The organism is Dietzia sp. HMSC21D01 (genome assembly GCF_001815995.1).
GTDB classification, from domain to species: Bacteria; Actinomycetota; Actinomycetes; order Mycobacteriales; family Mycobacteriaceae; genus Dietzia; species Dietzia cinnamea.
In genome coordinates this window covers 1-14,783 of the sequence record NZ_KV823848.1, presented here as the reverse complement: position 1 = coordinate 14,783, position 14,783 = coordinate 1, and the positions used below count along the sequence as shown (strand labels likewise).

Annotated in this window: 12 protein-coding genes and 1 pseudogene; 6 read left to right on the top strand and 7 right to left on the bottom strand. The window is 71.0% G+C overall.

Annotation, left to right across the window (positions count from 1 at the left end; genetic code table 11):
• Positions 1-553 (bottom strand): annotated as a pseudogene (locus HMPREF3086_RS06020) (oxidoreductase); the annotation flags it as partial.
• Between the two features lie 150 nt (positions 554-703).
• Here HMPREF3086_RS06020 and HMPREF3086_RS06015 point away from each other — a divergent pair.
• Entirely contained in the window at positions 704-1,381 is a 678-nt protein-coding gene (locus HMPREF3086_RS06015; RefSeq protein WP_061228552.1) for a fasciclin domain-containing protein, read from the top strand.
• 117 nt (positions 1,382-1,498) lie between these two features.
• On the opposite strand, the gene HMPREF3086_RS06010 is transcribed toward HMPREF3086_RS06015, so the two are convergent.
• The 3 genes from HMPREF3086_RS06010 to HMPREF3086_RS06000 are packed head-to-tail and all read right to left on the bottom strand — an operon-like array spanning position 1,499 to position 6,191.
• Positions 1,499-3,316, bottom strand: a complete 1,818-nt coding sequence (locus HMPREF3086_RS06010; protein WP_070720705.1) for an acyl-CoA dehydrogenase — start codon at positions 3,314-3,316, stop codon at positions 1,499-1,501.
• Positions 3,317-3,326: 10 nt separating this feature from the next.
• Positions 3,327-4,241 (bottom strand): SDR family NAD(P)-dependent oxidoreductase, encoded by a 915-nt coding sequence (locus tag HMPREF3086_RS06005; RefSeq protein ID WP_061228550.1) that lies wholly within the window; start codon positions 4,239-4,241, stop codon positions 3,327-3,329.
• Positions 4,242-4,259: 18 nt separating this feature from the next.
• Positions 4,260-6,191, bottom strand: a complete 1,932-nt coding sequence (locus tag HMPREF3086_RS06000; RefSeq protein ID WP_070720701.1) for a penicillin-binding transpeptidase domain-containing protein — start codon at positions 6,189-6,191, stop codon at positions 4,260-4,262.
• An 83-nt stretch (positions 6,192-6,274) separates the two neighbouring features.
• Here HMPREF3086_RS06000 and HMPREF3086_RS05995 point away from each other — a divergent pair, with 83 nt between their 5' ends.
• Positions 6,275-6,775, top strand: coding sequence for a DUF4112 domain-containing protein (locus HMPREF3086_RS05995; protein WP_061228548.1), 501 nt, complete (start codon positions 6,275-6,277; stop codon positions 6,773-6,775).
• A 72-nt stretch (positions 6,776-6,847) separates the two neighbouring features.
• Here HMPREF3086_RS05995 and HMPREF3086_RS05990 read toward each other — a convergent pair whose 3' ends face one another.
• Positions 6,848-7,951, bottom strand: coding sequence for a hemolysin family protein (locus tag HMPREF3086_RS05990; RefSeq protein ID WP_243699593.1), 1,104 nt, complete (start codon positions 7,949-7,951; stop codon positions 6,848-6,850).
• Complete coding sequence (locus HMPREF3086_RS05985; protein WP_061228547.1) at positions 7,948-9,306, bottom strand: hemolysin family protein; 1,359 nt, start codon at positions 9,304-9,306, stop codon at positions 7,948-7,950. Before HMPREF3086_RS05985 ends, HMPREF3086_RS05990 begins: the two co-directional genes overlap by 4 nt.
• 225 nt (positions 9,307-9,531) lie before the next feature.
• On the opposite strand from HMPREF3086_RS05985, the gene HMPREF3086_RS05980 reads away from it, so the two are divergent.
• Positions 9,532-11,007: a peptide MFS transporter gene (locus HMPREF3086_RS05980; protein ID WP_061228546.1), complete on the top strand. Its 1,476-nt coding sequence runs from the start codon at positions 9,532-9,534 to the stop codon at positions 11,005-11,007.
• Positions 11,008-11,100: 93 nt separating this feature from the next.
• Here HMPREF3086_RS05980 and HMPREF3086_RS05975 read toward each other — a convergent pair whose 3' ends face one another.
• A complete protein-coding gene (locus tag HMPREF3086_RS05975) occupies positions 11,101-12,363 on the bottom strand; it encodes a L,D-transpeptidase (RefSeq protein ID WP_061228545.1) in 1,263 nt (420 codons plus the stop codon).
• Positions 12,364-12,560: 197 nt separating this feature from the next.
• Between HMPREF3086_RS05975 and HMPREF3086_RS05970 the strand changes: the two genes are divergently transcribed.
• The 3 genes from HMPREF3086_RS05970 to HMPREF3086_RS05960 all read left to right on the top strand — a co-directional run bounded on the left by HMPREF3086_RS05970 (position 12,561) and on the right by HMPREF3086_RS05960 (position 14,743).
• The gene (locus tag HMPREF3086_RS05970; RefSeq protein WP_082767681.1) at positions 12,561-13,223 is read left to right on the top strand and encodes an SDR family oxidoreductase; all 663 of its coding nucleotides are present in this window, start codon (positions 12,561-12,563) and stop codon (positions 13,221-13,223) included.
• 20 nt (positions 13,224-13,243) lie between these two features.
• Entirely contained in the window at positions 13,244-13,681 is a 438-nt protein-coding gene (locus HMPREF3086_RS05965; RefSeq protein WP_061228543.1) for a hypothetical protein, read from the top strand.
• A 96-nt stretch (positions 13,682-13,777) separates the two neighbouring features.
• Entirely contained in the window at positions 13,778-14,743 is a 966-nt protein-coding gene (locus HMPREF3086_RS05960) for an NADPH:quinone oxidoreductase family protein (RefSeq protein WP_061228580.1), read from the top strand.
• The last annotated feature ends 40 nt before the right edge of the window (positions 14,744-14,783 follow it).

Genomic DNA, 14,783 nt, shown 5'->3' with positions numbered 1-14,783 from the left:
GGTCGCCCAGCCGCGCTCCGGGCTGCGGCGTCGGCGCCGACGGTGGCGTCGACGCGGGCGGCCCCGCCTCCGAGGAGGTGGCTGCGGACGGGCGGGACCCGGCCTCTGCCGTGAACAGGGTCCCGATGAGGGCTCGGAGCGCCACGACGGCGACGACCACGCCGAGCAGGGTCGGTACGGCCCACAGCGGCCCGGCAGACGGGCGGGCCAGCGCCGCCACCATGCCGACGAGGCCGAAGACGACCAGGACGGCGCTCCCGGCGGGACGACGCGGACGCTCGACGAGGCCCGCCACCACGCCCGTGACGAGGAGGATGGCCGCCAGGCCGAGCATCAGCGCGGGCTTGTCCGCGGTGCCGAGCGCGTCGATCGTCACCTCGCGCACGGCCGCCGGTGCGCGGTCGACCACGGAGTCGGCGACCGCGAGGAACGGGGACGAGCCCGGGGCGACGAATCCCGCCATGGCGTGCCCCACCGCGACGGCGAGGCCGGTGGCGAGGAGGCCCGAGGCGGCCCGAGCGACCGCCCTGGGTCGTTGCTCTGTGCTGTCCATGCCAGGAGTTCGGAGCCGGGGTCTCGGTGGACCGGTACGAAACAAATTCCCTACGGCACCCATCCGGACCGGATGGCCCGCCGAAGCACTGGTGACCCACTGCACAGAGTCCCGCCAACTCGGCGGGGCCCTACCGAAAGGAAACGCACCATGGGCATCACGATCTCCCGGCGCGTCGCGTCGATCGCCGCGGCCGCCGCGGTCTCCGGTCTCGTCCTCGCCGGCTGCTCGAGCGACGAGGGAAGCGATACGGAGAACACCGCCGAGGGCACCGCCACCTCGGTCATGACCACCACGTCGGCGAGCGAGACCTCCACCATGGAGTCGGAGCCTGCCGGCATGCTCGTCGGCGCGGGCTGCGCGGACTACGCCGAGGCCAACCCGGAGGGTCCGGGTTCGGTCGAGGCGATGGCGATGGAGCCGGTCGCCACCGCCGCCTCCAACAACCCGTTGCTCACCACGCTCACCTCGGCCGTCTCGGGCGGGGTGAACCCGGAGGTCGACCTCGTCGACACCCTGAACAGCGGCGAGTACACCGTGTTCGCCCCGATCGATGACGCCTTCGCGCAGATCGATGAGGCCACTATGCAGTCGCTGCAGACCGACGCCGACCTGCTCACCGGCATCCTGACCTACCACGTGGTGGAGGGTCAGGCCGCGCCCGATCAGGTCGTCGGCGAGCACACCACCCTCAACGGTGCGCAGCTCGAGGTCACCGGATCCGGTGACGAGCTCATGGTCAACGGCGCGGGCGTCGTCTGCGGCGGCGTCCAGACCGAGAACGCCACCGTCTACCTCATCGACCAGGTCCTCATCCCCGAGGAGTGAGCAGACCGGCGTCCGGTGCCCTGAACACCCCGCCGAGGGCATCAGTGGGAGCCCTGAACTCCCACGCAACGCGACCCGGGCCCGGGCCGACACCACGTCGGTCCGGGCCCAGTCGCGTCAGAACCAGTCGTCGCGCATGTCCAGCGTCGTGCGGTCGCCGGCGGCCAGCAGGTCGAACTTGGCGTCGACGATCGGCAGCTCGCGGCGCAGGAAGTACTCGGCCGCCTTGAGCTTGCCGGCGGCGAAGGCGTCGGCGCCGGCACCGCCCGCCACCCGGTCACCCAGCGCGAGCAGCTGCTCGATCCAGATCCACGCGATCACCACGTGGCCGGTCGCCTCGAGGTACTCGGTGGCGTCGGCGAGGAACGCCTCCGGGTCGGTCGCGCCGACCTCAGCGAGCGAAGTGGTGACCTCGATGAGCCGGGTGACGCGCGGGCGCAGCAGCGAGGCCAGCTCGGCGACGACCCCGCCGGCCGCGGCCGCCCGATCGCAGCTCTGGGTGATCCGCCCGGTGAGCGCTGTCAGTCCGGCGCCGCCGCCGGCGAGGACCTTCCGGCCGAGCAGGTCCTGCCCCTGGATGCCGTGGGTACCCTCGTGGATCGGGTTGAGGCGGTTGTCGCGGTAGTGCTGTTCGACGTCGTAGTCGATCGTGTACCCGGCCCCGCCGAGCACCTGCACCGCCAGCTCGTTGGCCTTGAGGCACCACTGCGACGGCCACGATTTGGCGATCGGGGTGAGGACGTCCAGAAGCGTCTTCGCGGCCATCGACTCCTCCGGCGAGCCCGTCTTCTCGTCGTCGACCAGTCTCGCGCAGTACAGGCCCAGCGCCAGCGCGCCCTCCACGTACGATTTCTGGGCGAGCAGCATCCGCCGCACGTCCGTGTGACGGGTGAGCATCACCTGCGGAGTCGACGGATCGGCGCCGGCGGGCCGGCCCTGGGGCCGGTTTCGTGCGTAGTCCAGCGACTTGAGGTAGCCGGTGTAGCCGATCGCGGTGGCGCCCAGGCCCACGCCGAGCCGGGCCTCGTTCATCATGGTGAACATCTTCTTGAGGCCGGTGTTCTCCTCGCCCACGAGGTACCCGACCGCGCCCGGCCGCCCGCCGGGGGTGTGTATACCCTGCCCGAGGGTGGGCATGGTGTTGACCGTGCCGCGGAAGCCCATCTTGTGGTTGAGGCCGGTGATGACGATGTCGTTGCGCTCACCGAGCGAGCCGTCGTCGTCGACGAGGTACTTGGGCACGATGAACAGGCTGATGCCGCGGGTGCCAGCGGGGGAGCCGGGCACCTTGGCCAGGACGAGGTGGACGATGTTCTCGGCCATCTGGTGCTCGCCGCCGGAGATCCACATCTTCTGGCCGAACAGGCGGTAGGTACCGTCGGGCTGCGGCTCGGCGCGGGTGGTGATGTCGGCGAGGTTGGAGCCGGCGTGCGGCTCGGACAGGCACATCGTCCCCGTGAAACGGCCCTGGATCATCGGCTCGACGTACGTCCGGATCTGCTCGTCGGAGCCGTGTGCGAGCAGCAGGTTGGCGTTGCCGGTGGTGAGCAGCGGATAGGCGGCCGTGGAGATGTTGGCCGCGTAGAACCAGGCCATGCACGCCAGGTACGCGGTGTAGGGCAGTTGCATGCCGCCGACCCGCTCGTCCATCGCCGCGCCCACGAGGTCGGCCTCGGCGAACTTCGCCAGCGCCTCGCCGATCTCGGGGATGAGCTCGACCTCCTCGCCCACGAGGCGGGGCTCGGTGAGGTCGGCCTTGCGGAAGTGGGGCGCGAAGTAGGTCTCGGCGAGCTCGGCCGACAGGTCCAGCACGGCGTCGATCGTCTCGCGGGAGTGGTCGGCGTAGCGCTCGCGCCCGGTCAGCTCGGACACCCGCAGCCAGTCGTGCAGGAGGAAGTCGAGGTCGGCGCGGGACAGGAGGCTGGAGGGGGTCATGCCCCACAGGTTACTCGCGGGTGGCGCGCGCGAACTTCCGACCCATCTCGGTCATCGTCTTCTCGTAGGCGGCGGGCAGGAGCCGCTTGCCTCGGTAGGACTTCCGCGCCTCGGGGTCGGGGAGGATGAGGAACCGCCCGGCGTCGAGTCCGCTCATGACCTCGGCGGCGATCTCGGCGGCGCCGCGTTCGGAGCGGTCGATGAGCTTGCTCGCGAACCCGCTGGCGGCGGGGTCGGAGGAGTTGAGGCTCGAGGCGAGGTTGGTGCGGAAGAACGACGGGCAGATCACGGACACGTCCACGCCGAACGGCTCGAGTTCCCAGCGCAGGCTCTCGGAGATCGCCACGACGGCGGCCTTGACGGCGGTGTAGGAGGACATGGTGGGCGGGTGCACGAGCCCGGCGAGGGAGGCGGTGTTGACGATCCGACCGCTGTTCTGCGCCTTGAGCATCGGCACGAACGTGCGGCAGCCGCGGGCCACGCCGAGCAGGTTGATGTCGACGATCTGCCGCCAGTCGTCCTCGGTGAGCATCTCGATGCGCCCGCCCTGGGCGATGCCGGCGTTGTTGACCAGCACGTCGAGGCCGCCCCAGATCGACTCGACCTCGTCGCGCGCGGCCTGCCACTCGTCCTCCGAGCGCACGTCGAGGCGCAGGTAGCGGGCGTCGGCGGGGATCGTGTCGGGCCGGGCGTCGGTGGGGGCGACGTCGGTGACGATCACGCGGTCACCGCGTTCGAGGAACGCGGTGGCCAGCGCCAGTCCGAGTCCGGAGGCGCCGCCGGTGACGAGGATGCGACGGTTGGTGTCGGTGGGGGAGGGGGACGACGACGAGAAGGGCAGTCGATCCAGCCCGGGCAGCGGCAGAGCGGACAGGGAGACCGCGGGCAGGGAGAGTGCGGGGAGGGGGACCTTGGGCAGGCGCATGAGCCGAAACTACCCGTTTCAGCGCGCCGGCAGCGGGGCCGGTTGCCCTGCGGCGCCGAGGAAGTCGGCGGCCATCTCCACCGCCGGGGCCGAGGAGTCGGCGCCCTCGATGAGCACCGCCACGGCGATGTCGCCTGTCGAGCCGACGAACCAGCCGTGCGACGGGCCGCTGCCGACCTCGGCGGTGCCGGTCTTGCCGCCCAGGCCGGGGACCGCTCGGGCGGCGGTCGCGGTGCCGGACTGCACGGTCTGCACCATGTACCGGCGCAGGGTGTCCACGACGGCCGGGGGCAGTGGCTCGGGCGAGGCGGCGGCCACCGCCGGCATGCCGGCGATCACCTGCGGCAGGATCATCCGTCCGCCGTTCGCGAGCGAGGCGGTCATCACCGCCATACCGAGCGGGCTGGCCAGGACCTCGCCCTGGCCGATCGCGGCCTCCACGCGCGCCGGGCCGCGGTCGGTGACGGGCACCGAGCCGGTGAACCACGACGGGCTCATCCCCGGCCCGGAGAAGCCGACCCCCAGGCCCAGCTGCGCGGCCGTGTCCTTCATGGCGGTCGGTTCGAGGCGGTCGCTGATGACGGCCTGGCTGGTGTTGCAGGAGCGGGCGAACGCGGTCTCCATGGGCACCTCGCCCAGCGCGAAATCGCTGTCGTTGGGGATCGTGCGGCCCGAGACGGTGATCGAGGCCGGGCACGGCACGATCTCGTCGGGACCGACGGCGCCGGACTGCAACGCGGCGGCCGTGGTGACCACCTTGAACGTGGAGCCGGGCGGGAAGCGGCCCTCGAGCGACACGGGTCCCTGCTGGTCGGCGGCGGAGTTCTGCGCCACGGCCAGGATCCCGCCGGTCGAGGGCTGGATCGCGACGATCGACGCCGCCAGCCCGGTGCCGGCCACCGCGTCCGCCGCGGCCTGCTGCACGGATATCTGGACGGTGGAGACGAGGTCCTCGACCTCCCCGACCGGCGCGCTGCCGAGCTCGATCGGTTCGACGCCCGGGTTGACGATCTCTGCACGCCACCCGCCCTCGGCCTGCAGCGCCGCGAGCCACGCGTCGGGCAGTCCGTCCAGCACCGGGGAGCGGAGCTCGCGGTCGGTGCGGATCAGCTGGCCCTGTTCGGGCAGGCTCACGCCGGGGACCGCGGCGAGTCGCTCGCGGATCGGGTCGATGTCGCTGGGCCGCAGCGCGACCACCTGGTACGGCTGGTCGCCGGCCTGCGCCATGCCGTCGCGGATCGACTGCCCGGTGATGGTCGGGGCGGCCGCGCTCACCAGGGCCGCGACCGCGTCGGCGCTCCCGGCGGCGTCGGGGGCGAGCGTCACCGCCGTGACCGGAGTCCATTGCAGCAGCGGCGCGCCCGTCCGGTCGAGGACGGACGTGTCGTAGTCGAGGATTTCGGAGAACGCCAGGTAGCCACCCGGTTCGAGACGGGTGTCGAGGATAGTCGGCGCCCACTTTACCTTCCACTGGTCGTCCACCTTGGTCGTGGCGGCCTCACCCGTGGTCGTGGCCACGCGCGGGGCGGGCGACGGCTCACCGCCCCCGCCGGCCGGGTCGGCGCCGCCCTCGTCGTCGTCACCCTCACCCCCGCCGCCTCCGGCGGCGCCCATGTCCCACGTGATCTCCACGGGCACGGGGTCCTTGTCGGGGCGCCGGTCCCCCTCGGGCGTGTCGATCGTCAGGGTCGGCGTGAACCCCATCGACTCGATGTTCGCGGCGAGCGTCTCCTCCGCGGCGGCCGGGTCGGTGGTCATCGCGGCCGCCCCGGCGACGTCGCCGGCCTCGAGCGCGGAGAGGAACTGCTGGAGCTCGTCGGAGCCGGTGTCCCCGGTCAGCGCCGCGCAGCCGGTTCCCCCGAGGGCCACGGTCAGCACGGCGGCGACCACACCGGAGGCGGTGCGGCCGCGCCGACGGCGGGTCGTGCGGAAGGCGGGCGCGGTCGTCATCTCTCCACGAAACCAGATTCCGGCCGCGTCCGCCCGTCGTGTGGTCGGCGCCGCCGCCGGTCCGCCACGTACCCTCGGGCCACATGAGCGACAGCCGCCCCGCGCGGGCACCCGCCGACCGTCCGGGCGCCTCGCCGGTGACCGCCGGCCTCGCGCGAGTCCTCGACGACCTCGTCCGGGTGCCGGGCACCAACTACCGCGTGGGGCTGGACCCGGTGATCGGCCTCGTGCCGGTGGTGGGTGACGCGGTGGGCACGGTGGTCGCCGCGGCCGTGTTCGCCGAGGCCGTGCGCAATCGCATCCCCGTCCACCTGCTGTTCCGCATGGGGTGGAACTACCTGGTCGACGCCGCGCTCGGCGTGGTGCCCCTCGTCGGCGACGTCGCCGACGTCGCGCACAAGGCCACCTCCAAGAACCTTCGGCTGGTGGACCGCGCCATCGCCGAGGGGCGCCGCGTGGACACCGACGCCCGCGGCTACCTGCTGCGGGCGATCGGCGCCGTGGGGCTCATCCTGCTGGTGCTCCTCGGCCTGGTGGGCCTGGCGCTGTGGGGACTGCTCAGGCTCATCGGCCTGGTGTTCTGACCCGCGCCGCGCCGACGGGGAACGCCCCCGGGAGGCCAGTCCTCCCGGGGGCGTGTCGTCGCGGTGCGTGGGTCAGGCCGAGGTGACCGGCAGGAGGCGCCGGACCACGTCGTCGAGCGTGAGGACGCCCCGCACCTCGGAGACGTGGGTGCCCGGGTGCCCACCGGACTGTTCGACGACGACGAGGTGGGCGCGCGCCTCACGCATCCGGCGGAACGCCTCGGCGACCGTCAGATCGTGCTCGAGTGACAGGCTCGGCCGCATGAGTTCCCGGGCCGTGGCGTCGCCGTCGACGTTGATCGCGTCCCGCGCGTGGACCACGCCGACCGCGGTGTCGTCCTCGAGGACCAGCAGGCGCAGATGGCCGGTGCGGCGCGCGGTGTCGAGAATCTCCTCCGGGCCCGCGTCGACGCCGACCGAGGACATCTCCTCGGGCGCGGCGGGCTGATCGAGGTCGCGCTCGCCGAGCAGGTCGCCCACGGTGAGCTCCTGCAGTTCGAGGGCGCTGAGCAGCTGCCGCTGATGGGTGTCGTCGAGCGTCCCGGCCTCGCCGGAATGCCGGACGAGCTCACGCAGCGAGTCGGCGTCCTGACCCGCGGACACCTCGTCCCTCGACTCGACCCCCAGCCGGTGCAGGATGTTGTTCGCCATGGCGTTGAGGGCGACCAGGAGCGGACGGGTGAGCCAGAGGAACGCCCGCATCGGAATCGCCAGCAGGGTGGCCGAGTACTCGGGGTGGGTGATGGACCACGACTTGGGGGCCATCTCGCCCACCACGAGGTGCAGGAACGTGACGATGATCAGCGCGAGGATGAACGCGATGACGTCGGCGGTCCACAGCGGGAGCCCCCATCCGGCGAACACCGGGGTGAGCCAGTGGTGCACGGCGGGCTTGGTGATGGAGCCCAGCGCCAGCGCGCACAGCGTGATGCCGAGCTGGGCGCCGGCGAGCAGGAGCGTCAGCTCGGACGCGTTCTTCAGGGCCGCGCGGGCGGCGGCACTGTGCGCGGCGTCGTCCTCGAGCCGGTGCCGGCGGGCGGAGATGAGCGAGAACTCGACGGCCACGAAGAACGCGGACGCCGCGATGAGCAGGACGGTCGCCACCAGGACGACCCAGGGGTTGCTCATGATCCCACCGTCGGCGTCGGCGGCGAGAAGGGTGGTGGTGGGGGTCATCGTGCGGCCTCCTCGACCACGACGTGCAGTTCCGCGGGGACGCGGCGTTCGATGCGGCGGACCTCGGTCCGCAGGACGCGATCGGCGGAGATCTCCTCGAGGACGTCCGTGTCCGGCAGCGGGATGTCGACGCGGGCGCCGACGTCCGGCAGGTCGCCGATCGTCTCGATGACCAGGCCGCCGAGTGTCTCGGCGTCGACCTCGGGGAGGGTGATGTCGAGGAGACGCTCCACCTCGTCGAGGTGCGTGTCGCCGGTGAGGATCCAACCCAGCCCCTCACTGACAGGGACGTCCGCGGCCTGCGGGTCGTGCTCGTCCGCGATCTCGCCGACGATCTCCTCGGCCATGTCCTCCATGGTCACGACGCCGGCGAACCCGCCGTACTCGTCCACGACCACGGCCATCTCGGAGTTCTGGGCGCTCAGTCGGGCCGCCACCTCGGGCAGCGGCAGCGACGTGGGCACCCGGATCGGGGCGCGCATCACCGTCGACACCTGGGTCAGCGAGCCGTCGGTGTCGTCGCCACAGAGCACGAGGAGGTCGTGCAGGTCGACGATGCCGATCACGTCGTCGGAGTCCTCGCCCACCACGGGGTAGCGGGTGTGTCCCGTCGCCATCTTGGACAGCACCTCGTCGACGGAGTCCTCGGCGCGGACCACGTCGGTGCGCGAACGCGGGATCATCGCGTGCTCGGCCGGCTGCCCGGGGAAGTCGAGCATCCGGTCGAGGAGCCGACTGAGCTCGGGGGAGAGTTCGCCGGCCTCGCCCGACTCGGCGACGATGTGCTCGAGGTCGCGAGCGGTGGCCGAGTGCTCCTTGTCGTGCACGGGCTCGATGCCGACCGCCTTGAGCAGCGCCTCGGAGGCCTTGTCGAACAGGCCGATGATCCAGCCGAACACGGCGAGATAGATGGCGGTGGACCGGGCCAGCCACCGGGCCACGGGCTCGGGCTTGGCGATCGCGAGGTTCTTCGGCACGAGCTCGCCGAAGAGCATCTGGACCACGGTCGAGAACAGCAGTGCCAGGATCGTGCCCACACCGACGCCGACGGCCTGCGGCACCGAGGCCAGGCCGAGGAGGTCACCGATCGCCCGGCCGATGAGCGGCTCGGCGACGTACCCCACGACGAGGGTGGTGACGGTGATCCCGAGCTGTGCGCCCGAGAGCATGAACGACGTGCGTCTGGTGACGCCGAGGACCCGCTCGGCGACGGGGTCGCCCTTCTCGGCCGCCGCCCCCATGCGGGAGCGGTCGACGGCCATGAAGGCGAACTCCTGGGCCACGAAGTAGCCCGTCAGCGCGGTGATCGCCAGTACGACCACGACGCCCACTAGTAGTGAGAGCGCGATGCTCATCCGGTGTGCCCCCTTCCGTGAAGGGGGCTGGTAGATCGGGCCGGGGTGTCGGCTCGGCTCACTGGAGGTGCTCCTGCGCTCATCGGGTTGCACCCCGGGCCGGTCGCCCGAGGGTTGATTTCTCCGATTGTCCTGTCCCGGGTGGGAAATGTCGACTCCCACCTGTGGGGCGAGATCGACGGCACAGTTTGTCCCGCAGGAAAAGCAGGAGTAGCACTGTCTGTCATGACAACTCGGAATGCCGAGGTGGCTCTCGCCGATACGGACCGCAGGTTCTTCGGCCATCCACTCGGATTGGCGAACCTGTCGGGTATCGAACTGTGGGAGCGTTTCAGCTTCTACGGCATGCAGGGCCTGCTGGCGTACTACATCTACTACGCGGTCGCGGACGGTGGCCTCGGGTACTCCGAACAGATCGCGGCGTCGATCGTCGGTGCTTACGGCGGTCTGGTCTACGCCTCCGCGATCCTCGGCGGCTGGATCTCGGATCGCCTGTTCGGCGCCGAACGGACCCTGTTCGGGGCGGCCGTGCTCATCATGCTCGGCCACCTGTCCCTGGCCCTCGTGCCGGGCCCCGTCGGGCTGGGGATCGGCCTCGTGTTCGTGGGCGTCGGCGCCGGCACGCTCAAGGCCACCACCTCGACCGTGGTCGGCGACATGTACCGGCGGACGGACGACCGGCGTGACGCCGCGTTCTCCATCTACTACATGGCGGTGAACATCGGTGGCCTCACCGGCCCGCTGATCACCGGGGTGCTGTGGCACGCCAATGGATTCCACTGGGGATTCGGCGCCGCGGCGGCGGGAATGGCGATCGGCCTCATCCAGTACGTCGCGGTGCGTGGCGCCACGCTCAAGGGCGTCGGGGCCGTCGTGCCCGACCCGCTCCCGCGGCCGCAGCGGGTCCGGGCCCTGGTCATCGGCGTGGTCGTGGTGGTGCTCGTCGCGACAGCGCTGGCCCTGGGCCTCATTCCGCTGGAATCCCTGGCGGACATCGTCACCGCGATCGCCGTGGTGGGCGCCGTCGCACTGTTCGCGCTGCTGATCACCAGCCCCAAGACGCAGCCCGACGAGCGAAGCCGGGTCGTCTCGTTCATCCCCATGTTCATCGCGTCGGTGGCGTTCTGGGCGCTCTTCCAGCAGCAGTTCACGGTGATCGCGATCTACTCGGACCAGCGTCTCGACCGCAACCTGGGTGGCTGGGAGATGCCGGCGAGCTGGGTCCAGTCCATCAACCCGCTGTTCATCATCATCTTCGCCGCGGTCTTCGCGACCCTGTGGGTCAAGCTCGGCAGCCGTCAGCCCTCGAGCCCGATCAAGTTCGCGCTCGCGAACCTCATCATGGGCATCGCCTACCTGGTGTTCCTGTTCTTCGTCGGCAGCGTCGCGACGCCGCTGCTCGGCATCGTCGGTATCCTGTTCCTGTTCACCATGGCCGAGCTGCTGCTCTCGCCGGTCGGGCAGTCGCTGTCGACCAAGCTCGCACCGGAGGCCTTCAAGACGCAGATGGTCGCGCTGTTCTTCCTCAGCGTCTCCATCGGCAGTGCGCTGTCCGGCGTGCTCGCGGGGTACTACGACCCGAACGACGCCGGGGCTGAGCGCAACTACTTCCTGGTGCTCGGCGTCGCGTCGATCGTCCTGGCCGGGATCATCGCCGCGCTGTCGCCGTGGATCCGCAAGAACATGATGGGCGTGCGCTGACGCACCTCTGACTCATCCCCTGACACGACCGCGGCCACCGAGGAGATTCTCGGTGGCCGCGGTCGTATCAGGATCCGGCCGGGACGGCGGTGTTCAGTCGGCCGAGCCGGTCTGCCAGACCTCCCATGGCACGGACCAGTCGCCGTTCTGCCAGACCTCCAGCTCGGGCCCGCCGGTGCCGCGGACCTCGACGACGTCCCCGGTGACCGCCTGGTCGAAGTACCACTTCGCGTCAGCGGGGGAGAGGTTGAGGCAGCCGTGCGAGGTGTTGGTGTTGCCCTGGGCCCACATCGACGACTCCAGGGCGTGGAAGTAGATCCCGTCGTTGGAGATGCGCACGCCGTGGTCGACGGTGACCCGGTAGCCGGCGGACAGGGGCAGGCCGTAGGTCGTGGAGTCCATCAACACCGAGCTGGACTTGTCCAGGACGGTGTAGGTCCCCGGCTGGGTCCAGAAATGCATGGTCACGCCGCCGTACGTGGCCCAGCCGCCCTTGCCCATGGAGGTGGGCATGGTCTTGAGCAGTTCGCCGTTGCGGTACACGGAGACCGTCTTGGTCGCGTCGTCGGCGATCGCGATGCGCCGGTCGCCGATAGTGAAGTCGGCTTCCGCGCCGGCACCGCCCCACTGGTCGCCACCGAGGTCGCGCCCCTCGGTGTCGAGTTCGACCCGCACTCGGGTGCCGGTCTCGTAGTAGTCCTTCGGACGCCAGTGTGCCGAGGAGTCGTCGGCCCAGAACCAGTTGCCCTCCACCTCGGGCGAGGTGGTGACCTTCATGTGTTTCTCAGCTTCTTCGCGGTCAGCGATGGGCTGGTCGAACTTCGCCACGATGACGATTCCGACGCCGTACTCACGGTCCGACTGCAGGGTCCCGCCTCCGGTCGTGGTCAGGGTCGGGGTCACGACGGCCGCCGGGTCGGCCATGCTGAACGTCCGTGTGTCCGTCCTGGTCCCGCCGACCGCACCCTCGTAGGTGATCTCCAGGGTGTAGGTGCGCCCGAACCCGAGTGTGACGGCCGGCTCCCACTCCGATCCGTCACGCGAGATTTCGCCCTCGATCTGCTTGCCGGCGTCGTTGGTGAGCACCGCGTTCGTGATGGTGCCGTTCTCGACGGTGGCCCGGACGCCGTCGACCACGGCGACGTCAGTGGCGCCGTCGGCGGGGACGACCTCCAGTGCCGCCGGGGCGGGCGCCTGCGCACTGGGCTCGGTGGGGGTCGTCTCCCCGGCGGAGCCCGTGGGCACCGGGATGGTGCACCCGGCGACGACGAGGATCAGCGCGAGCAGTCCGGCGAGCAGGGCGAGGGGGCCCGTCACCGCCGGAAGAGAGGGGGTTTCAGACCTGGACAGGGACATGCATCAACTCCGAAGCGACAAGCGTGGGGCAGCCGGTGAATCACGGCTTATGTCGACATGATGCACTCCGTGTCCGACACGGAGCGAATCCGAAACGGCCGGCCGCCCACTCGTTGTGGAGTTGTGACCGTCGTGGGGCCCGCGCGATGGCGGAAGCCGGTCGGCGGGGATGCGTTCGGACGGGTACAACGGAGGCCATGAGTATCGATCGACCAGTGACCATCATCGGCGGCCACGGCAAGGTCGCCCTCCGCACGGCCCGGATCCTGTCGGACGCGGGCGCGGAGGTGCGCTCGGTGATCCGCAACCCGGACCACGCCGACGACATCCGGGCGGCGGGCGCCACCCCCGTGGTGGCGGACGTCGAGAAGCTCGACGTCGAGGGCCTCCGCGAGGTCGTCCGCGGCAGCGGCTCCGTCGTCTGGTCCGCCGGCGCGGGCGGCGGCAATCCCGACCGCACCTACGCGGTAGACCGCGACGCGGCGATCCGCTCGATGGACGCGAGCGTCGCCGAGGGCGTGGAGCGCTACGTCATGGTGTCCTACGACGGCGCCGGACCCGATCACGGCGTGCCGGAGGACAACGCGTTCTTCCCGTACGCCGAGGCCAAGGCGGCGGCCGACGCCCACCTGCGCGAGTCCGATCTGCAGTGGACCATTCTGGGGCCCGGCGCGCTGACCGACGAGCCCGGTGGCGAGACGATCGGGATGGGAGCGGACAAGCGCGAGGACCGGGCGACCAGTCGGGACACGGTCGCCGAGGTCGTCGCCGCCGTCCTGCGCCGGCCCGACACCGTCCGCCGCACCATCGAGTTCTCCGACGGGGACACCCCGATCGGCGAGGCCCTGACGAGGGACTAGCGCCGCGTTATCCTCACCGGATGAGGATCCTGGTGGGAGGTTCGTGGATCACCGTGATCTGCGCACTGCTCACCGCGTCGTGGAGCGTCCCGCAGTACATCATCACAGACACCGTCACGCTCAACTCCCATCCGTTGTTCGTGGTGCTGTTCTTGTTCCCGGCGCAGATCGGCGTGCCGGTGTGCCTGTTGGTGGCGCTCAACTCGCTGCTGATGGGCCTCCGTCGTCAGCTCACCACGATGCCGCGGCGGTTCCTCGCGGGAGGCCAGCTCGTGACGGTCATCCTGCTGGGGATCTGCGCGGCACTGCTGATCTCGCCCACCGCATTCGGTCGGGAGTTCATCGTCATGGCGCTGGCGTTCCAGGTGGGCCAGGTGCTGGTCGCGTTCGGGCTGGTCCTGCACCTGCTCCGCCGGCGTCGTCATCGCCGTGCGGCGGAGGGCGCCGGCGTCGGCTGAAACGTCCGGCGCGCGCGTCGGCTGAACCCTCCGGCGCGCGCGTCGGCTGAGCCGAGCGGGGCACGCGCGCAGTGGTGGGCTGACACTATGGATCGCATGCGTGCCATCCACATCTCCAGCCATGACGGACCCGCCGCCCTCGAGGTGGTCGATCTTCCTGAGTCGGAGCCCGGCGCGGTCCTGATCGACGTCCACGCCGCCGGCGTGACGTTCCCCGAGGTGCTCCAGACCCGTGGCAGGTACCAGATCTCGCCGCCTCTGCCCTTCATCCCGGGCTCGGAGGTCGCGGGCGTGGTGCGGTCCGCGCCCGAGGGATCGGGATTCGCCGCGGGGGACCGCGTGTGCGCGTTCCCCGGTCTGGGTGGCTTCGCCGAGGTTGTGGCGACCGAGCCGTCCCAGGTGTTCCACCTGCCGGAGAACCTCAGCTTCGTCCAGGGCGCGTCGATCCCGATGAACGTGCTCACCGTCCACTTCGCGCTGGCCCACCGCGGTCGGCTGCAGCCGGGCGAGACGGTGCTCGTGCACGGCGCGGGCGGCGGGATCGGTATCGCCGCCACCCAGTTCGCCACCGCCCTGGGTGCCCGCGTCATCGCGGTGGCCTCCACCGAGGAGAAGCGGGAGCTCGCTCGCAAGGCCGGCGCGACCGATGTCATCGCGCCGGAGGGGTTCAAGGACGCCGTGAAGGAGCTCACGGGCGGTCAGGGCGTCGACATCGTCGTCGACCCCGTAGGCGGTGACCGGTTCACCGACTCCATCCGCGCGCTGGGCCAGGAGGGGCGGATCCTCGTCATCGGCTTCACGGCAGGCGAGATCCCCACGGTCAAGGTCAACCGCCTGCTGCTGGGTAACAAGAGCGCGGTGGGCGTCGGCTGGGGCGAGTACTGGATGTCCAACCCCGGCTACCTGCAGAAGCAGTGGGCCGAGGTCGAGCCGCTGCTGGCCTCGGGCCGGCTCGACCCTCTCGTCGGTGCGGAGTTCCCGCTCGAGAACGCCGCCGAGGCGCTCGAGCTCATGGACGGCCGCGGCGCGGTGGGCAAGATCGTCCTGACCACCGGCCGCTGACCCGGGCCCGCGTCGCGGCGGCCGGGTGCTGCGCCGGGCG